The organism is Pseudomonas sp. FP597 (assembly GCF_030687435.1).
In the GTDB taxonomy this organism is placed as follows: Bacteria; Pseudomonadota; Gammaproteobacteria; order Pseudomonadales; family Pseudomonadaceae; genus Aquipseudomonas; species Aquipseudomonas lactucae.
This window is the reverse complement of sequence record NZ_CP117432.1, coordinates 2,391,529-2,411,614: the sequence shown is the minus strand read 5'-3', so window position 1 is coordinate 2,411,614 and position 20,086 is coordinate 2,391,529. Positions and strand designations below refer to the sequence as shown.

The window sequence follows — 20,086 nt, the reverse complement described above, 5'->3', positions numbered from 1 at the left end:
TATCGCTACTGAAACATCACCGCCCATTCAGGCCTAATGCATTCTGGAAGCTAAACGAATTGAACGGGCTCAGTAGTCGCGACAATTACAAAATATAATGGGAGCGCACTTCCATGTGATCTCAACGACCACACGGAAAAATGCCCCACTCCGTCAACCGCCTCCAACCAACAATGGAAGCATCAGCATAACAACTATTGAAGAATAACTCAGGATGCTAGAATCATGTATGACAATCTATCTTATTGGTTTAGCTCAACCGAACCCTACGTACCTAATGAGGCCTTGAGCACGAGTGTAACGGTCGATATTTGTATAATAGGCGGCGGAGTAACGGGGCTGTCCACTGCTTATCACCTGCGTAAAACTGATCCACACGTCTCGGTAGCATTATTGGAAGGACAAATCATCGGCTACGGTGCCAGCGGCCGGAACGCCGGCCAATTGATTGTAGCCGCTGGAGATAATAATTTCCGGGCACAATTGAAACGCTATGGCGCGGATAAGCTCCGCGAGCTCCACACCTATGTGCATGAGGGTATCGATGTCATCCAAACAATGGCCCACGAGCATAATATTGATTGCGACCTAAGTCTAACCGGCTATTTATTAATGGGGCTCAAGTCCGAGGGCAATGGAAAACTGAACAGTTACATGAAGTTCAGCCAGAGTATTTTCCAAGACCAATTCCTTGAATCGATTCCTGAGTGTGATATTGCTAATGAGTTTGCCAGTGCACACTTTGGATCAGCGATATTTGACCGGCGTGGAGGGCAATTTAATCCGCTAAAATTTATTCGAGGTTTAAAACAGGTCGTCATGACACAGGGCACGAATATTTTCGAACAGAGCCCGGTAGCAAGTATTGAGCGCAACGCCTCGCACATCACCTTGCGTACGGGCCGCGGCGTCGTACGCTGCAATAAACTGGTGATTGCGACCAACGCCTACTCGCACCTTTTGCATGGACTTAAAGATGTTGCATTTGAACGTAACCAAACGCCCATCATGGTATATGCAAACGTGACGGCACCGCTATCTGCAAGTCAGTGGCAGCAATTGGGATGGGCTAGGCGATGTGGCGTTAATGTATTGTCGGATCTGTTTTATTCGTTCGCTCCCACTGCGGATGGGCGTCTTCTATACGTAGGTGGTTACTACACTCATGCGCCCTCCGGCAATGAAATGTCACCGGAGCTCAGTAACGGCTTTATGAACTGCGGACCGAAACAGCTGGCTACATTTTTCCCTAAACTTGCTGGCGTACCCAATGCACAAAGCTGGGGAGGACCTATCTCGGTTACTAGGGATTACATCCCTCACGTAGGCGTACTTTCTGACCCGCGGATATCTTACGCCAACGGCTGCTGGGGGCACGGAATGCCTTTAGGCGCCCGCAATGGACAGACACTATCAGACTTGGCATTGGATCTACAAAGCACGGATACGCGGACCTGGTTCGTCCAACGCGACAAATCCGATTGGCCTCCACGCGCGATAACACCATTAATAGTGCAAAGCGTATCTTCGGTTATGCGGTACGGCGTACGAAAAAAAGCTTCCAAGCTGGGTATGCGGTTCGATCCCGAATAACTCTAGCGATCATAAATGCTACGCACTTAATAGTATTGTGGCCCACCCGGATAAGGTGGGCGCACATGCATCAAACTCAAGGCCGGGAAGCTGAACAACCTGCGATATCGGAGATAAATTTTTCTACCCCAGGCTCACTCTCCACAGCGCTCGCTGCAACTCGCTGGTCAAATCTCCGGTAAAACGACAACATAATCAGCGACAGCGCATTCAAGCCCGCAGGAATCACCGAAGCGGCCAATGTAATGGCCATCACTGCCGAGCCCGGTTGTTGAGTGATACCTTCCTGGGTCTCGATCAACCCTCCGGACGCTAGTAACCCCCCAGTGACCAGCGCGCCCAGGGTTAAACCCAGACGCTCCATAGCGATGAATACACCACTCAAAAGTGCTTCCGGGGGTTGCTTGTCAGCCCTAATATCGCCCTGCCTAATACAGTCGGTCAGCATCGAGTAGGAAAAGACCTGATTGCCGCCCTCGCTCATCCCCGCAAGTACCACCACAGTTAATACGATAGCCACCGGTGTCGAAGCATCGAGGAAGAGATACCCGCATCCGGCAATGGTGGACATGAAGAGTGCAATAGAGAACGCGCCATATTTGCTCATCCGCTTGCCCAAATAAAGAAACAACGGTATGGCAAGAACCGACGAACCAAACGAAAGAAAGAACACCAGCGAAAGAAACTCTACGCCCTGATTCAACACATACGTCACATAGTAAGCTAGGGCAGCCGTCACTACGCCCGCACCAAGCATGTGAAGCAGCCAGACAGCGCACAATATCAGAAACGGACGGTTATGAGTCAGCGCCAACCATAGTTGAGAGGTGCTAATTTTCTCCGTCGCGACCTTGCGAACAGGCTCTTTCGACGCAAAGAAGGTGGTCAAAATACTCAGGGACATGATAGCTCCCATGACGGCTCCCATAGCCAAATAACCTGCTTTCCCGCCACCGCACTGCTCTACAACCAAAGGGGCCCCAGCGCCAGCCAATAGGCAACCCAGCATCGAATACATGCTTCTATAAGAGGTCAGCGCAGTGCCCTCTTGGTAGGTCGCGGCGATCTCGGAATTTAGAGCGCAATAAGGCACTAGAAAGGAAGCAAAGCAAAACGAACACAGACTGAACATTAGAGCCACGAAAATAGCCGATACCAGAGACGAGCTCGCGGGGGCAGCCCAGATCAGAAAGAACGTGGGCAATAGGGCCAAGCCAGCAAACAAGATATATGGGCGTCGGCGTCCCAGACGCGTAAAAGTGCGATCTGACAGGCCTCCGACCAACGGGCTAGCGAGGAGGTCAACCAATTTGGGCAGGACCGTAGCGGCGGTAGCAATGCCCACGGAAATGCCCAGGATATTGGTCATGTAAAACATTAGAAGAATGCCTGGCGCGACGGCATAGATGCCGCTGGATAAATCACCGAGGGTGTACAAAGCATAATTGACGGGACGTGACGGCTTAGCTTTTTGTTTCATCTTATTAACGCTCCGCAGAAATAACCACTGAACGACGCGGCTCGACGGAAGTATCGCCCAAATACAAATCTAGACGCTGCGCCATCGAATTTATCGATTACGTGCCCCGCAATCGATGAACACCGCGTCGTCCTGACGAATGTAGCGTTCCTGACAAGTCGCTGCCGTTTGGCCGGTCAGCATCGGTAACCAGTTAACGCGATGAAGCGAGCTCCAATAACGTCTTAATAGCTGCCAGGGCCTCCGGTTCATCCATTAGAGGTGGATGACCACGTCCTTTGACGGTCGTCAATGTGGCGTTGGGATGCTCAACCAGCATCCGCTCAGCACAGTCGGCGGTAAAGTACTCGGACAGTTCTCCTCTCAGTATTGCTGTCGGCACGTCGCGCGTAGCCCGGTATTGCGGCCAGTTGTCCGGGCGTTCGGCCTTGAGACGCGGGACATCGGCGAGAGAAAGCGGATCCACGTCGCGTGCGAATTTGCCGGGTTCGATTTCACGGTAAGCACGCAGAGTCAAATCCTCCCATCGTGCGTGTGTAAGTCCTGGGTAGCTGTCGCCAAAGTGCATCTTCATACGGCTGACCGCTTCGTCGAACGGATAGGCGTGGGTGTCGAAATTGCCGGACATCTTGTTGCTGGCGCTTTGGTTGATTTCCGTACCCTGGTCGTTCAATACGATGCCCCTGATACGCTCCGGGTTTTCAGTTGCCATGTCCATAGCCAGTAGCGCACCCAATGCGATGCCGAGCACCACGACCTTGTCTATTCCCAGGTGATCAAGAAGATCCCAGACATCTTGCTTTATTAGGTCGTAGTGATAGTCGGCCGCCGAGGTGAACGTCGCAGACAGCCCACGACCACGCAAATCTGGCGCGATCAACCGAATTCCCAAGCCTGAAAAAGTACGGCCCAACTCCGAGAAGTCCCTAGAGGAGCGCAAGAAACCGTGTAAGCACAGAAGCGGTACCGTGGCTCCCCCTTCAACGGGCCCGAAGTCACGATAAAACAATTGTGCTCCGGTAGACGACAAGAAACGACCTTCCTCATAACGCTCAGACATGGTGTAACTCCGGTATTGTCAGTTTATAAAAAGTTGCTTAATTGCAAGAAAGTTGTAGGGTTTCACAAATCGCGACGCATTTAGGGCATGCGTTACTCAGACCCTGGTACAAGCCCATGTCTTGAAAACAAGGCCCATTTATCTCCAGGCGTCGGCAGAGCGACAGTCAGTGAATCTCCAACATCATTTGGAACCGCGAAGAAGGTTTTCCCACCGTCGCGGCTGCGTCTTTGCAGGCCGTCCAGGCCCACCAGAAGCACATCAGCGCCATCACTGGCAATCGAAGTTATTGAGCGAGTGGTATCGAGATTTATTCGCGTCCAAGTCTGTCCGGCGTCCTCGCTGCGGAGCAGCGTCCCACGCTGCCCCCCTACTAGCAGCGTCTGGCTGTCGAGTGAAAGTCCACACCACAGCGAACCCGCGTATCCCGTGTTCAAGTAACGCCATGAATTCCCCTTGTCAGCTGAATACAACACCCGCCCCTGTTCAGCAGTGGCATAAACACTGCCGCTGTTATCCGCGAACAGACTAGTCAGGTTAAGGTCTGCAAGGTCTTTCAATTCAGAATTGGCCTCTTGTTCAACCCAAGTCTTTCCAGCGTCTTGAGTCACCAGTACAAGCGACCACAACCCAACTGCGACACCGTGCTGCGCATCGAAGAAATGCACAGAAAAAAGAGGCCGGTCCTCCTCCGTGATTAGCCGCTGGACTTGCCAGCGCCGCCCACCATCAGTGGTGGCCAGAACAGCTCCCCAGTGGCCGACCGCCCAACCATGCTCGGCGTCGACAAAACTCACTCCGGTCAAAGTGGAACTCACCGGAACATCATCAGCCTGACGAAAAGAGCGAGCCTGATCATCAGAGAGTAATACGACGCCATCCGCGCCCACGGCGACGACACGCGACCCCGCCCATGCAGCGGCCAGGATGGGTGAGCGCAGTGCCTGGACTGAATGCGCGGCGGGCGACGGTTGAAGCGGCCCCACAGATTCATCCGCGACCGCGCATGCAACCTGTAGCCCAATCCCCACAGCCGTGAGCCCGCATAGCGAATACCTCAATAATGCTTTCATGAATGCTGCTACTCCGGATTCAATGCGAGAGAAGACCAGGTGCACGGACGGGACGTTTCCGTGGAAACCATCGTTCCAGCCACACCGCAAACGCAGGAAGTACAGTCATGGCCATAATCATATTCACGAGAAACATGAAGGCGAGCAGTTTCCCCATATCGGCTTGAAACTTGAGTTCTGAAAACGACCAAGTCGCCACGCCGATCGCCAGGGTGATCGCAGTAAAGATCGTGGCCGTTCCTACTTCCAGAATTGAATACTCCAAGGCTTTGACAATAGGAATACCGTTAGCCATATGAAGCTGCAGTCGGTTGTAAATGTAGAAGGCGTAGTCCACACCTATGCCTACTGCGAGCACCATGACCGGAAGCGTCGCCACCGTGAGTCCGATCTGCAGCTCTTTCATAAACCAATAACCAACAAAGGTTCCGATGGTTAAGGGCAAGCAACACGCCAGCACTGCGCGCAAGTCTCGATAGGTCAAAAACACCAGCAGAATTATCGTCGTGTAGACATAGAGCATCATCGGAAATTCGCTATGCTCAATCTCCTCATTCACCGCAGCCAACACACCGGCATTTCCCGAAGCTAAGCGAATAGTCACGCCCGGTAACTTCTCGTTCGTACGAAAAGCTTTTACCGCTTCAATCACGCGATTGATCGTGGTTGCCTTGTGATCAGCCAGATAGATATGCACGGCCGTCATGCTGCAATCTTTGCGCATGATGCCTGGTAGTCTGCCGATCTCAACACCCAAAGCGGCGTAGTTGGCCGGGTCAATCGGGACTACGGACATCTTCGGGTTTCCCTCGTTGTAGCCTTCGTTGTACTGACGTAGAAGAGATGCGAACGAGAGAATCGACATAACCCCTTCAACCGGCTGAATGGCGGAGTCGAAGCGATCCTGATAAACCCCTATCTGCGGCTTTTCACAGGATCCGGGCGGAGCTTCAAACACCACAGTCAACCAGTCGAGCCCAAGATCATATTTGGAAGCAATCGACACCGCGTCTTTATTGAACCTGGCGTCCGGGCGCAGCTCGGGAGCCCCTGCCTGAAGCGTTCCCACCACGCGATCCCGACTCTGCCAAATGGCAGTGATCGAGATGATCATAGCCACAGCGAGTACTACCGCAGCGTTACGCGGCTCAGCGACCCGCGCTAAAGAACTTAGCCAACGCGCTCGATGTGCGGCCTTCAGCTCCACGCTCTCAGCATAGCCTTGCCCCACTCGTAGCAAGGATGCCGCCAGAGGGAGCATGATCAAGTTAGTGACTATTTTAAACGCCACCCCCAGAGCAGCTGTGATGGCTAGCTCCCTGACCATGGGAATTGGCATAAGGATGAGCGTTACAAACGAAACAAATGCGGTCACTAATGCCAACGATCCCGGAATGAACAAACCGCTGAAACTGGATCGCGCGGCGGCCTCCATACTTTTGCCGCGAGCCAATTCACGCACGATAAAATTCAACTGCTGCACACCGTGCGAAACCCCGATGGCAAACACGAGAAAAGGCACCAGCACACCCAACGGATCCAGACCGAAACCCAACAAATGCAACGCGCCGAATTGCCAGACCAGCGATACCAGCGAGCAGACCAATGGCAACAGCGTGAGCTTGAGTGACCTGCAGTACCAGTACACCGCCAGGCCAGTCAGGATCAACGCAATCACACAGAAATGCAGAACGGAAGCAGCGCCCTCGGAAATATCTCCAATTTGCTTGGCGAATCCGATTATCTGAATTTCATAGTCATCGTCTTCGAACTTAGAGCGGATGTTCGTCTCAATCCCACGATCGAACGCCACATAGTCAATGTGCTGACCCTGGGCATTGATTTCATCCAAGTCGGCAGTGATCATCGCACTGGATTGATCCCTCGCAACCAGACTGCCAACAAAACCACCCTGCATGACCGACTGTGAGATTGCGCCTATGCTGTCAGTAGTCAAATTCTCCGGGGTTATGGTGCCGGGGATGATCGGCTCAGCCCTGAAACCGTCCTCTGTAATCTCTGTCACAAAGGTATTTGGCGTCCACAACGATTGCACAGAACCACTTGCGACATTGGGCAAGAACGTTAGGGCTTGGGTTACGTCGTACAACTTTCTCAAGCCCTGCGGTGTCCAAATCGTCCCATGTCTGGCCTTGACGACGACGGTCAGGCGATTGGCCCCTAAAAGATCACTGCGGTATTTTTTGAACGTCTCAACATACTCGTGCCCTAATGGAAGTTGCTTTTCAAAACCTGCATCCATCCTCAGCTGGACGGCGAAGTAGGCCATCACCACCGTGAACAGAATCAACAGCCCAAGCACTACGCGCCGATAACCGAACAAACCATTCTCTAGCAGCTTCAACATCCGAACCAACACGCCCGAGCGTGTCGATTCGATTTCAGACGGGACTTTCATGGGCGGCCTCAGAAGTTACGAGATACGTTCAGACCGACAAAGTCGCGGTCACGCAACGGATTCGTCAAAGCATCGGAAGGTCCGAAGAACGAGGTGTAATTCACCCCGACTTGCCAATTCGCCGGGTTTTGTACGAAGTTCACATACATATTGACCGAGGTCACACCAGCCATGAACTGCTCATTGATATTGGGCGTGTAACCGAACATTCCTCGGCGCACGTACATGCCGGGAATGACCTGCCATCCGCTGATTAGCGAGCCGTCATAGACCCAGTTGAAATCGACGTCGATCCCCCCTGAGTACTTCGTACCTTTGGCATCACCAGGACTATTGAGAGCTCCCGTCTGTATTAGATCATTTTTCTGATTGCCCCATACCAGACCACCTGACGCGATGGGCGAGCCGCCATAGTTGTCATGCAACCCCGGATAGTTAATGACCACTGTTTCCGTGGTTAATGTTGCAGAGTCCGCGCCGAGAAAACTCAGTACGCCGCCCGCGTTGGAAGGTTGCAATGCGAAAATTGACGTGAGGTGCCATTGAAACTTCTTCTCATCGACCCAGCATTGTCCTCCTTGGGCCACACAACCACTGGCGGGATTCAGCGGAACAGCATCCTTGGGACGATATGAAAGCTCTGTGCCGATGGCCCAATCACCCACGGGAAAGTTGGCACTGACACCGTACATATGGCGATCTTCCGGGAACCGGTAGACTGTTAATCCATTCGCATCAAGCGTGGTTTGCGGAAGCTTGTCATGGTAGGTGATTGCATATAATCCAAGATTCAGATCGGTGCCTGCAGGCTTATAGCGCAACGCGACTCCGTACTGACCTCCGTCTCGTGCATCCTTGGTTTCCACACCATAGGCACGACTCCCCTTACCCACAACCGACGTCGACCAATAACTGCCAGTTGGCGGCAGATAACTCTCGTTCCATTTGGTTTGGACATAGGCTTCAACGTTGAACCCACCACCAATACCCGTGGCGAAGCTCACGATAGGTGCTGGCAGCACGTACTCTTTAACCTGAGCCCCGGGTTGCGACGCGCGGTTAACGTCGATAGCGTTGATGGCGTTTATACCGCCAACTTCGTAGATGTTTTCACCCCAACTCACAACTTGATTACCCACCCTGACCCTGGCCTGCTGGTCGCCAATTTCAAATGTTTTACTCACCCACAAATCAAGCAATTGGGTCCTGAACCGCATATCATCACGGGCACTTGAAGCTAAACCATTATTGATGACCGGCGCAGTGGCATTAAACGCATCCTGTCCACTGAGGTTACCCGTCGTTTCAGTGGCGGAAAAATCACGCAACCAAGTACCGCGAGCCATAAATGCCAAACCCTGCTCCGGCATTTTAAGCAGCAACTCATGGCTGCCTTTGAGATAGGTAGTGAATGGATCACCCTTATCGTAATTAATATCACCCTGATCACTCAGGCCACTGACTTGACCAAGCTTTCCGCCGCCCGATTGCGCACCGGTCGACGAGTTATAAGTCGGTGAAACCAGGGCATTGCTGGCGGACTGGGTACGGATACCCGTGCCCGCCGATATCGTCGAATCGAAACTTCCCCTAACGGTGTCGCTGTCATTTGAGAATGTAAACGCGTTCGCGCTGTTGCTGGTAACGGTAAACATCGCTGCCAGTGCGACTCCCAGTGGCATACCGAGATCGCTATCGCGGCGTATCGAAAAATATTTCATTTTAATTTCCCCACCGTCTTACTCTTATTAACGTTCGCTCATTGCGCGAAGATTTTCAGGATTGTAAAAACTCATTTTCATATGTGGATTACCGGCGCCATCGACAATCCACTTGAGGTCTTTACCGCTGGCAAGTGGCGAGCCATCCATGACATAGCGACCACTGGACAAGTTATATTGAACGAACGCATAAGAGTCGCACGTGCCAGTTTCGTATACCGGGATCACTTCGCCTTCCCGAACTTTTGAAATATTGCCCTGTGCGTCATAGTCAACAGCGCCGACCAACGCCCAGCTATCCTCATCTATATAAAATAGCCGTTTAGGAGCGGAATGGCGCATGCCTTCCTTTACGGTGGCCTCTACCACCCAGACACGATGCAGCTCATAACGCCGTTGCGATGCGGCAATAAAATCAGGCTGCATCACATCTTCGTATTTCGCTTTGAAGTCATACATGCCCAGGGCATTGTAAGGAACAATTAATTCTTGTTTCCCTAGCAACTTCCAATCAAATCGATCCATCAATCCTGCGAAAACGTAGGACTCATCAATATTATATTGATTTTCATAGCCAAGTTGCGGCGCGTCATAAGAATAGGACGGCATACGACGTGTACGCCGTTGCCCCGGAAAGTAATAGTAGGCTTCCGCAGGTTTATCGGCAGCGCCGGTGAACGTTGCCGCCTGCCCCGCCAAAGCTGCGGGTTGCAAAAAGCTAAAATACGCCATGCCTTCCACGCGACTTACATCGGCAAACGTCGTTCCGTCTTTAACGCCCCACGGATAATAGTTATATTGATCGGCCGTTGCCCTAATCCAATCCGAACTTCCTTTGCGAGGAGATACAGACACGATCAAGCTATATTGCTCTAGACCAACGCCGCGATAACGCAGTTTTGAGTTCCACATAGCTTCTACGCCACTGCTAGGTTTCGGAAAAGGAAATCCAGGCAAGTGGGCATCAACGAGTGAATTATTTTTATCATCAACGCGTGAAAAACCAACATTTTTTTGGGTGTTTTGCGCAACGAAATCCGGCACTCCGCAGGTACGCCGTGAAGGATAGACAGGCATGCTATAACCCTTGACCCCCTTTAAAAGCGCCACCTGCCCGGGGTTCAATTGCGTCGCATATTTCTCCATATTACTGGCGTCAATGGAAAATAGTGGGACGTCAGTTTTATATTGAAAAAAGTCTTTTCTAGGCTGCCCATAGGTCCAGCCAGGCAACATAGGCTGTGGCGCGCGCCATTCCGGAATACCGCTTGCTGTACCTGCCTGCTCCGCACCCGACGGCGTCATCCCAGCGGCTTGTAGCGACGAGCAGAAGACCGCCATCAGAAGATTAACGGTGATCAATGAGGGGGTGATGGCTCGTTTAACGTGGGCGCTTTTAGAAGCGTGCTTATACGTTTTTGTTATCACGACAGGATCCTCTATACGGACTGGCTTGAGACCCTCAGCAACGAATCAATCGGCGCGAAGGCAAGGTAGAGATAGTGATACAACCTCCGAAACCCGACGTTAGTCAATTTTCTAGGTTGTCACAATGCCAGCAAGCAGCTTTCATGCCTAAATTCATCGGCTGTATAAGCAAACATTCGCCATCAGCACAAAACCAAGCCTCCGAGGTGCTGACTAATGACAGTTTTTTTAAGAAATACCGCCTCGCTGTACCTGCTCCGAAAGGAGAAGCACGGCACAACTCACCAAACTGGTGCGTTATTCAGTAGTCTTGCTCTATTGACCAGCAAAAATGCTGACGAGAAAAACTTGAGGCACAATCACTGAGAATAGCGCTGAAAAGAGCCGATGAAAGCCTGCTCTCCGGCAAGCCGAGATTTGGAGATGGGTAATACCGTTACGTGCGGTGTGTTACGCGTTACGCGTTAAGCGCTTGCATGCGCTCTGGGAGGTAACAACGTAAGCAGGCGATGCAAGCCCTATCCACGCTTACTCCGTGGTCATGTTCAAAGAGTTGGCGAAATTGCTTGCCGGCCGAAAAAGCGAAATCACCACGTCAATTCTGCAAGTCAAGATTGACAAAATTAAGCTCCGTGCCGGAGCGAAAATGGCACTTTTCAGCCTTCAGCGCACATTTATATTCAGCTTCACTCGAACCGCTTCAATTGCGGTGTCATCCAAATATAGTCACCACCATATAGCTGACGGACTACACCGGAAACTCTGCCCTGATCAACGTCCCGCCCTGGGCACGGTTGCTGGCAGTAATGGCCCCGCCATGGGCCTGGCAAATTGCTCGCGCGATGGACAGGCCCAATCCGCTGCCCCCCGAGTAGCGCGCCCTGGAGCGCTCCGCCCGCCAGAAACGGTCGAAAACACTGTCCAGATGCTGCGCGGCGATACCCGGCCCCCGGTCACCAATTTCAATCACCACCCGGTCTTCAATACGACGCGCCATGATGTTCAATTCGCCGCCCCCTGCTGCGTAGCGCAGCAGGTTATCGACGAGGATGCTCAATACCTGTCCCAACCGATCACGATCAGCATATATACAAAGCCCCTCCTCAATAATGACTTCTAACCGAATAGCGGCCTCCTCTAATTGAGGCTGAAACCAAGCAAGCCGTTCGTTTACAAGTGCTGCCAGCGAAAAGTCGGCACGCGCCAAAACTAACTGACCCGCTCCGGCCATCGACAAGAGATGCAAGTCATCCACTAGCTTTCTGAGTTGATCGAGTTGACGTTTGACCATGCCCAACTGCACTACGTCGCTTGGAAATACCTCATCAAGCATGCCCTGGACCCGTCCCATGGCAGCATTCAACGGCGTGCGCAGTTCGTGGGCGATGACCGTGCTGGACTCACGCACATCTCGCTCGTAACGCTCCAACTGCGTGGTCATGCTGTTGAAATCGCTGACCAGCCGCTGCAGCTCATCAGGCGCATGCCGGTGTAGAGGCAGCCGCGTAAAGAAATCACCGCCGGCCACGCGCCGCGCCCCTTGGGCTATCGCTGAGAACTGGCTGGACAAGGGGCGCGAGAACCATAGGCCGCAGATGATGATAATCGGGATGAAAGCCAACACCAGACAGGCCAGAATCAGCCAGTCTCGATTGGCGATATCCGGCTGAAAGAACTCCACCGGATAGTATTGGGCGACCAACTGACGCAAACGTACCTCGTCGAGTTGTGGCTGGGCACGCAGGTGCAGCAGCTCTGCGCGCGGCCCTTCAGGCAAGTGCTGCAAGAAATACCAGTCCGAGAGCCTGAAGTTGATCCACATGCACATGGCGATCACCACTACAGCACCGATTGCCAGCAGGCTCATGCGCAGGCCGACCCAGCGCCACAAAGGTTTATCGTCAACTCGTGCCTTCTCGAACATGGTGCTTACCTGAATCGATAGCCAATGGAGCGCACCGTCACCAGGACCCCGGCAATGCCATGAGTTTCCAGCTTGCGTCGCAGGTTGTGCACATGGGCATCGACGACCCGCGCCAGGGCTTCGCTTTCCGGCAGGCAGATCTCCAACAACTCATCACGAGTGAACGCCTTGGACGGTGTCTTGAGCAACGTGACCAGCAATTTGAATTCAGTGGGTGTGAGGTCCAACAGCTGCGGCGGCCCATCAAGACGCTCGATGGCTGCGGTGAAGGCTGTGAGGTCCACCCGCAGATTTTCATGGCGCAGCAGCTGCTCCACCGGCTGGCTGCCCGCAGTGCGTCGCAACACCGCGTGCACCCGCGCCACCACTTCACGCGGGCTGTAGGGCTTGACCACATAGTCGTCCGCGCCATAGCGCAAGGCGCCGAGTTTCTCCGGCTCGTCGCCCATGGCCGTGACCATGATCACCGATGTGTCACTGCTACGGCGCACCGCGGACAACACCTCGGTACCACTCAATCGGGGCAGCATCACGTCCAGCAGAATCAGGTCGGGCTGCCAACTTTTGTGCAGGTCAAGACCGCGCTGACCGTCTTCGGCCAGGGCCACCTCAAAGCCATCCCGGCGCAGATAGGCTTCAAGAATATTGGCACTGTCGGCGTCGTCTTCGACGATGAGGATACGTTTTCCTGACACAAAGAAGCCTCTTGATGAAACCTTGATAATTCACGAACGGTTTATTGAAAGTCTGCTGCCAGTATTGCCCTACGCCCGACTTTCGCGAACCGATCCTATGCCGACCACCGCACCGCTGTCCAAGCCTATCAAGCCGCCTGAACGCCCCTGCGCGATTTTGCTGCTGATCGGCATGCTTGGCGGCTGCTCGCTGGCGCCGGCTTATCAGGCCCCTGCATTGTCGGTGCCGGACAACCAGCGAAGCGCAGCTGTGAGTGCATTACCCTCGTCAAAAACGAATGCCATAGAGGCGCTGTCCGAGGAAGAAAAACAGCTGCTGGCGGGTCTGGATTCATCAGAACAATTGCCGCAACTGGTCGATCAAGCCCTGAGTTTCAATCGCGACCTGCGCCTGGCGGTGTTGCGTGTCGAGCAGGCCCGCGCCCAATACGGTATTTCCCGCGCCGATCGCTTGCCTACGGTGGCCCTGAGGCTTCAACGCGACCGCCAGCACTTGCACGACAAGGCCGCCGACGAACGTTATGGACAGGACATCGCGGTGGCGTCGGTGGGCGTATCAGACTTCGAGCTGGACTTCTTCGGTAGAGTCCGCAGTCTGTCCGAAGCGGCGCAACATGACTACCTGGCGACGCGCTACGGTGCGCTGGCCGCGCGCAAGGCGCTGATCGTCGAAGTGGCTCGGCTGTATTTGCAGGAGCGCCTGCAGGCGGGCGTGCAGGTCGACACCCAGTCCATTTTCGACAACCAAAACCAGCTTCTGAGCGTGTTCGCAGGCCAGCAAAGTCAGGGCCTGATCGCCCAGGACGCGGTCGACACCCAGCGCATGGCGGCTCGTCGTGCCGCCATGCAATTGCAGGATGCGAGCGCTGAGCATGAGCGCGCCTTGCAAGCGCTGGCGTGGGTCACCGGCTATCAGGCCGCCCCTGCGAGCGCGACCACTCAAAGCCCTGCCATCGACCTCGACCCTCCGCCATGGCTGGTCGAACTGCCGTCCCAACGACTGTTGCAGCGCTTCGATGTACGACAATGTGAAGAAGCCCTGCGCGCGGCGAATGCGAACATCGGCGCCGCGCGTGCAGCGTTCTTCCCCTCGATTACCTTGAGCACCGGCGCTGGCATCGCCAGCCCGCGCTTGAGCAACCTGTTTTCCTCCGGCAGCGGCGCCTGGCTGTTCACCCCGCAACTGAACCTGCCGCTGTTCGACGGTGGCCGCAACCAGGCCAACCTGGACCTGGCCACCGCGCGCCAACAGTCCGCCGTCGCCCAATACGAAAAGACCGTGCAGGACGCCTTCCGCGAAATCGCCGACCTGTTGAGCCAACGCCAACAGGCGCTGGCCAACGCCACCACGCAAATCGATCTGGCGGCGTTGACCGCACTGAAAGCCAAGCGTGTCGAGCAACAGATTGCCGCCGGTGCGGCGGCACGTACGGAACACCCAGCGGCTGCCATTCGCCTGACTGAATCGGCTATCGAATTACGCAAGGCCACCTACCAATTGTTGTTCAACCGCCTGGCGCTGTATCGCGCGCTGTCCGGCGCACCGCTATTTTCCTCCGCTGAAAGGGTTTCACCATGAACTTGACCACTCCCCCGACCCGTACCGTGCTGTGGGGCGCCGCCTTGATGGCCTGCACCCTCGCGACCTCGGCACAGGCGGCCGACGCCGGCGCGGCAGCCGACAAGACCACCGCCACCCTGGGCCTTGGCATGGGTGTCACGCCGCGCTACATGGGTGCCGACCGTTACCGCGCGCTCGTGCTGCCGATGTTCAGCATCCAGCACGGCGTGCTGTTCGCCGACACCACCCGTGGCGTGGGCCTGCAATTTCAATCCGACAGCGGCTTTGGCGCCAGCGCGGCGATCAACTATGACCTGGGCCGCAAGGAGAAGGACAGCACCAGCCGCCCGGGCGACCGCGAGTTGAACGGCATGGGCGATGTCAACGGCGCCACCGTCGCCGACTTCACCCTCAGCCAACAACTGCTTGACTGGCTGTCGGTCAGCGGCGAAGCCGAACTGCGCATGGCCGGCGAACACCGTGGCAACCGCTACCGCTTCGGCCTGGAAGGCATCCTGTTTCATACCGACAGCGACACCCTGGCCCTGGACCTCGATGCGCACGCCGGCGATGGTCGCTACAACCAGACGTTCTTCGGCGTCACCCAGGCGCAGAGCCAGCGATCGCTCTACGGAAGATACAACGCCGATGCCGGTATCTACGCCTACTCCGCCGCCTTGAACTGGCAGCACAGCCTGGACGCGCACTGGTCGACACTGGCCAGCCTGACCCTGACCCAGTACGCCGACCAGGCGCGTAACAGCCCGCTGATCCGACGTGAAAGCGCTGGCCTGGGCATGTTCGCCATCAACTACACCTTCTGATAACGAGGCGCCAGGCATGCAGGGTATTGCTCAGTTGTTCCGTCCTTGGGGCCGTCCCCTGCTGCTCGGCGTTGCCTGCCTGATGGTGGCGGCCTGTTCGCGCGAGGAACCGGTGCCGGAGCCGGCCGTAAGGTCGGTGAAAGTCACCACCGTGCACGCCGCAGAGGCCGACGCTGCGCCGTTGACCGGTGTGGTGCGCCAACGCCAACGCGCCGCCTTGGCCTTTGAAGGCGCGGGCCGATTGATCGCGTTGAACGTCGACGTCGGCGATAGCGTGAAACAAGGCCAGGTGCTGGCAAGCCTGGACACGGCAGCCGTGCGGTTGCGCCTGAAACAGGCGCAGGCGGCCCTGTTCGCCAGCGTGGCGCAAACCGGCGAGCGCAAGCGCAACAAGCTGCGCCAGCAACAGCTGTATGCCCAGGGCAGCGTCGCGGCCAGCGCCGTGGAGCAAGCCGAAGCCGCGTGGCAAGCCGCGGTTGCACAGCAGGCCGCCGATGAAGCGGCGCTGGACCTGGTACGCCGCGATCAACGCCTGGGCCAACTGATCGCGCCGTTTGACGGCCGCGTCGTGGCCAGACCCGCGCAGTTATACAGCGAGTTGTCGCCCGGCCAAGTGGTAATGGAACTGGAGGCCGGCGGCGCGTTGCAGGTCATCGTGCAAATCCCGGTGGAACAGGCTGGCGGCCTCAAGCCTGGCGACCACGCCATCGCCAACGACCCGGCGGCGCCCGGCTCCACCCTGCCGCTGATACTCGAAGGCGTGTCGACACGTGCACAGAACGGCCTGTTGCAAAGCGCGCGTTTCCGCCTGGACGCCCGTGACCTCGCGCTCCCCAGCGGCGTGAACCTCAACGTGCGATTGGCGGCGCCTGCCGCGCTCACGCTGTCGATTCCGACCCAGGCGCTGCGCATGGGTGGCGACGCCAGCCAGGTGCAGGTGTTCGTCTATGACCCGGCCCAGGGCAAGGTCGCCCTGCGTGGGATCAGGATCGGCCTGATCGACCAGGGCCGTGTCGCCATCGACAACGGCCTTAAGGACGGCGAGCAAGTGGTCGTCACTGGCGTGGCGTTCCTCACCGACGGCCAGCCCGTCAACCTGCTCTCGCCCTCCAGCCGTTTGAGCACGCCCGAATGATCAATCTGACCCGTCATGCTCTGGGCGCGAGCCGCCTGACCTTATTCACCGCCCTGCTGATCCTGCTCGCAGGCGTGGCGACGTTCCTGAGCTTCCCGACCCAGGAAGAACCCTCGGTGACGATCCGCGATGCGCTGGTAAGCATCCAATTCCCCGGCCTGCCCAGCGAACGCGCCGAAGAGTTGCTGGCCCGGCCCACCGAAGAAAAACTGCGTGAGCTGTCGCAGATCAAAAACATCGTGACCACCGTCCACCCCGGCAGCGTGATTATCCAGGTGACGGCCCGCGATGAGATCAAGGACCTGGGCGTGCTGTGGCAGCAGGTACGCAATAAAGTCGCCGAGGCCGGCGCCAGCTTTCCAGCGGGTACCCAAGGGCCGTTTGTCGACGATAATTTCGGACGCGTCGCCGTCGCGTCCATCGCTGTCACCGCGCCCGGCTACAGCATGAGCGAGATGCGCGGGCCGCTGAAGCGCCTGCGCGACCAGTTGGGCGGGTTGCCCGGCATCGGCCAGGTGACGCTGCACGGTGTGCAAGACCAGCAGTTGTCGATCGACTTCAGCCCGCAGCGCCTGGCTGGGCTGGGCTTGTCTCCCCAACAACTGTTCCAGCAATTGCAGCAACAGAACGTGTTGGCGCCCGGCGGCATCGCCGACATTGGCGGGCAGATCACCACCCTGACCGTGACCGGCGAAGTACTTAGCGTGGAGCAACTGCGTCAGTTGCCGATCCAACTGCCCGGCGCCGACGGCACCGCGCAATCGGTGGCCCTCGGCACCATCGCGCAGATCTCGGTGATGGCGGCCGACCCGCCCCAGACCGCTGCGGTGTATCAAGGCCAGGACGCCGTGGTGCTGGCAGTGTCCATGGCGCCAGGACAGAACGTTCATCAATTCGGCGTGGCCTTGCGCAAGCGTTTGGCCCAGCTGGAACAGCAGCTGCCGCTGGGCTTCAGCGCCCATATGGTGACGTTCCAGGCGGATGTGGTCGATCAGCAGATGGCCAAGATGAAGCATGTGATGATCGAGACGGTGGTCATCGTCATGGCCGTGGTCATGCTGTTCCTGGGCTGGCACACCGGGCTGGTGGTGGGCGCGATTGTGCCGCTGACCATCCTCGGTACCTTGATCGCCATGCGCATGCTCGGGGTCGAGCTGCAAACCGTGTCGATCGCCGCAATCATCCTCGCGCTCGGCCTGCTGGTGGACAACGGCATCGTGATCGCCGAGGACATTGAACGTCGGCTGCACGCCGGTGAGGATCGGCGCCAGGCCTGCGAGGACGCCGGACGCACGCTGGCGATTCCATTGTTGACCTCGTCGCTGGTGATCGTGCTGGCGTTCTCGCCGTTCTTTCTCGGTCAGACCAGCACCAATGAATACCTGCGTTCATTGGCTGTCGTGCTGGCGCTGACGCTGCTCGGCTCGTGGTTGTTGAGCATCACCGTCACGCCGCTGCTGTGCCTGTATTTCGCCAAGGCCGCTCCCCAGGACACGGCAGAGGACAGTTATGACAGCGGTTTTTACCGAGGCTACCGGGCGGTCATCCGCCGCGTACTGCAGCACAAAGTGTTGTTTTTGCTGGCGATGCTGGGGTTACTGGCCGCCGCGATCTTCGAGTTGATGCGCGTGCCCTATGACTTTCTGCCTCAGTCGGACCGGCTGCAATTTCAGATACCCATCACCCTGGAACCCGGCAGCGGTTCGCGCAAGACCTTGCAAAGTGTGCGCGAGATCAGCCGCTGGTTGAGCAAGGAACCTCAGGTCATCGACAGCATCGGCTACGTCGCCGATGGCGGACCACGGATCGTGCTGGGTCTCAATCCACCCTTGCCAGCCCCAGAGACGGCTTACTGCACCGTCAGCGTTAAACCCGGTACAGATATTGATAAGGTCATCGCTGACACGCGCCGCTACCTGCTCGAACAACATCCCGAACTGCGCGGCGAACCCAAACGCTTTTCCATGGGCACCACAGAAGCCGGGATCGCGATCTACCGGGTGACCGGTCCGGACGAAAGTGTATTGCGAACGGTGGCAGGCAAACTTGAATCAGCCCTGCGTAACTTGCCAGGCACATTAGATGTGCGCGATGACTGGAACATACGCTTGACCCGCTACACCGTTGAGGTTGACCAACAAAGCGCCCGCCGCGCCGGTGTAGACACCCAAGCCATCGCTCAGGCGCTACAGCTGCACTTTGGCGGAATCCAGATTTCGTCATTGCAGGACAACGAAACCCGCGTACCAATGGTAGTGCGCGAGCCCGCAACGGCGATCAGTGCCTCCCCCGATCTAAACGGCATACTGGTTTACCCGGTCGATGGCTCGACGCCCCTGCCGCTGGCAGCCTTTGCCCATATCGTCGCGTCCAGTGAGCCCTCCACACTGATACGGCGCAATCAGGAACGGACTATCACGGTGGTCGGGCACAACCCGTCGCTGACGGCCACCTCGATCGTCGAACAGCTGGCGCCACAGGTGGCTGCACTGGCCTTGCCGCCGGGATACCGCATCGAACTGGGCGGCGAAATCGAAGACTCAGCGGACGCCAACCAGGCGCTGTTGCAATACCTGCCACACGCGCTGGTTGCGATGCTGCTGCTGTTCGTCTGGCAATTCAACTCGTTCCGCAAGCTGCTGATCGTGGTCTCCGCCATCCCTTTCGTATTGATCGGCGTTGCGGTCGCGCTGCTGATCACCGGCTATCCGTTCGGCTTCATGGCCACGTTCGGTTTGTTGTCCCTGGCGGGGATTATCGTCAACAACGCAGTGTTGCTGCTGGAACGTATCGAGGCAGAACTGCGCGATGGCCTGTCGGTGCACGAGGCCGTGGTGAATGCCGCCGTCAAACGCCTGCGCCCAATCGTCATGACCAAACTGACCTGCATCCTCGGGCTGATCCCATTGATGCTGTTTGCCGGCCCCCTATGGAAAGGCATGGCGATCACTATGGTGGGCGGCCTGGCGCTCGGCACATTGGTGACACTGGGGTTGATTCCGGTGCTGTATGTGTTGCTGTTCACCCGACGAAGCTGATTAAGATCATCAAACTTAGGCCGTTAAAGGTATAGGCCCTGCGCCAGTTTAAAAGCCGGCATCTGTCGGCTTTTAAACTGGCGTGATCGCTATAATCTAATACCTGTAAAGAAAGCGACCTCGAACGGTCACGGT

13 protein-coding genes are annotated in these 20,086 nt (G+C 56.4%); 5 read left to right on the top strand and 8 right to left on the bottom strand.

Translation table 11 applies throughout. The annotated features are described in order from the left end of the window. Positions 1 to 225 precede the first annotated feature (225 nt). Positions 226 to 1,593 carry an FAD-binding oxidoreductase gene (locus PSH66_RS11275; protein WP_205489467.1) on the top strand — a complete coding sequence of 456 codons (1,368 nt, stop codon included), beginning with the start codon at positions 226 to 228 and terminating at the stop codon, positions 1,591 to 1,593. 76 nt (positions 1,594 to 1,669) lie between these two features. On the opposite strand, the gene PSH66_RS11270 is transcribed toward PSH66_RS11275, so the two are convergent. The 8 genes from PSH66_RS11270 to PSH66_RS11235 form a co-directional block, all read right to left on the bottom strand. Next, complete coding sequence (locus PSH66_RS11270; RefSeq protein WP_205489468.1) at positions 1,670 to 3,073, bottom strand: MFS transporter; 1,404 nt, start codon at positions 3,071 to 3,073, stop codon at positions 1,670 to 1,672. Positions 3,074 to 3,266: 193 nt separating this feature from the next. Then, on the bottom strand, positions 3,267 to 4,133 hold the full coding sequence (locus PSH66_RS11265; RefSeq protein ID WP_205489469.1) for an alpha/beta fold hydrolase: 867 nt from the start codon (positions 4,131 to 4,133) through the stop codon (positions 3,267 to 3,269). A 92-nt stretch (positions 4,134 to 4,225) separates the two neighbouring features. Next, positions 4,226 to 5,206, bottom strand: coding sequence for a YCF48-related protein (locus tag PSH66_RS11260; RefSeq protein WP_205489470.1), 981 nt, complete (start codon positions 5,204 to 5,206; stop codon positions 4,226 to 4,228). A 19-nt stretch (positions 5,207 to 5,225) separates the two neighbouring features. Continuing rightward, positions 5,226 to 7,574 (bottom strand): RND family transporter, encoded by a 2,349-nt coding sequence (locus PSH66_RS11255; RefSeq protein ID WP_205489482.1) that lies wholly within the window; start codon positions 7,572 to 7,574, stop codon positions 5,226 to 5,228. Between the two features lie 59 nt (positions 7,575 to 7,633). Then, positions 7,634 to 9,280 (bottom strand): DUF1302 family protein, encoded by a 1,647-nt coding sequence (locus tag PSH66_RS11250; RefSeq protein ID WP_205489483.1) that lies wholly within the window; start codon positions 9,278 to 9,280, stop codon positions 7,634 to 7,636. 93 nt (positions 9,281 to 9,373) lie between these two features. Next, positions 9,374 to 10,774 carry a DUF1329 domain-containing protein gene (locus tag PSH66_RS11245; RefSeq protein ID WP_305429075.1) on the bottom strand — a complete coding sequence of 467 codons (1,401 nt, stop codon included), beginning with the start codon at positions 10,772 to 10,774 and terminating at the stop codon, positions 9,374 to 9,376. Positions 10,775 to 11,522: 748 nt separating this feature from the next. After that, a complete protein-coding gene (locus PSH66_RS11240; RefSeq protein WP_205489471.1) occupies positions 11,523 to 12,698 on the bottom strand; it encodes a cell wall metabolism sensor histidine kinase WalK in 1,176 nt (391 codons plus the stop codon). A gap of 5 nt (positions 12,699 to 12,703) precedes the next feature. After that, the gene (locus PSH66_RS11235; protein ID WP_205489472.1) at positions 12,704 to 13,393 is read right to left on the bottom strand and encodes a response regulator; all 690 of its coding nucleotides are present in this window, start codon (positions 13,391 to 13,393) and stop codon (positions 12,704 to 12,706) included. A 97-nt stretch (positions 13,394 to 13,490) separates the two neighbouring features. Here PSH66_RS11235 and PSH66_RS11230 point away from each other — a divergent pair, with 97 nt between their 5' ends. From PSH66_RS11230 to PSH66_RS11215, 4 genes are read left to right on the top strand one after another with little or no spacing between them, the layout of a single operon-like run. Beyond that, complete coding sequence (locus PSH66_RS11230) at positions 13,491 to 14,972, top strand: efflux transporter outer membrane subunit (RefSeq protein WP_205489473.1); 1,482 nt, start codon at positions 13,491 to 13,493, stop codon at positions 14,970 to 14,972. Beyond that, positions 14,969 to 15,778, top strand: coding sequence for a MipA/OmpV family protein (locus tag PSH66_RS11225; RefSeq protein ID WP_003173773.1), 810 nt, complete (start codon positions 14,969 to 14,971; stop codon positions 15,776 to 15,778). Before PSH66_RS11230 ends, PSH66_RS11225 begins: the two co-directional genes overlap by 4 nt. 16 nt (positions 15,779 to 15,794) lie before the next feature. Next, entirely contained in the window at positions 15,795 to 16,913 is a 1,119-nt protein-coding gene (locus PSH66_RS11220; protein ID WP_305429073.1) for an efflux RND transporter periplasmic adaptor subunit, read from the top strand. Beyond that, on the top strand, positions 16,910 to 19,951 hold the full coding sequence (locus tag PSH66_RS11215) for an efflux RND transporter permease subunit (RefSeq protein WP_305429072.1): 3,042 nt from the start codon (positions 16,910 to 16,912) through the stop codon (positions 19,949 to 19,951). The genes PSH66_RS11220 and PSH66_RS11215 overlap by 4 nt, the downstream gene beginning before the upstream one ends. Positions 19,952 to 20,086 lie beyond the last annotated feature (135 nt).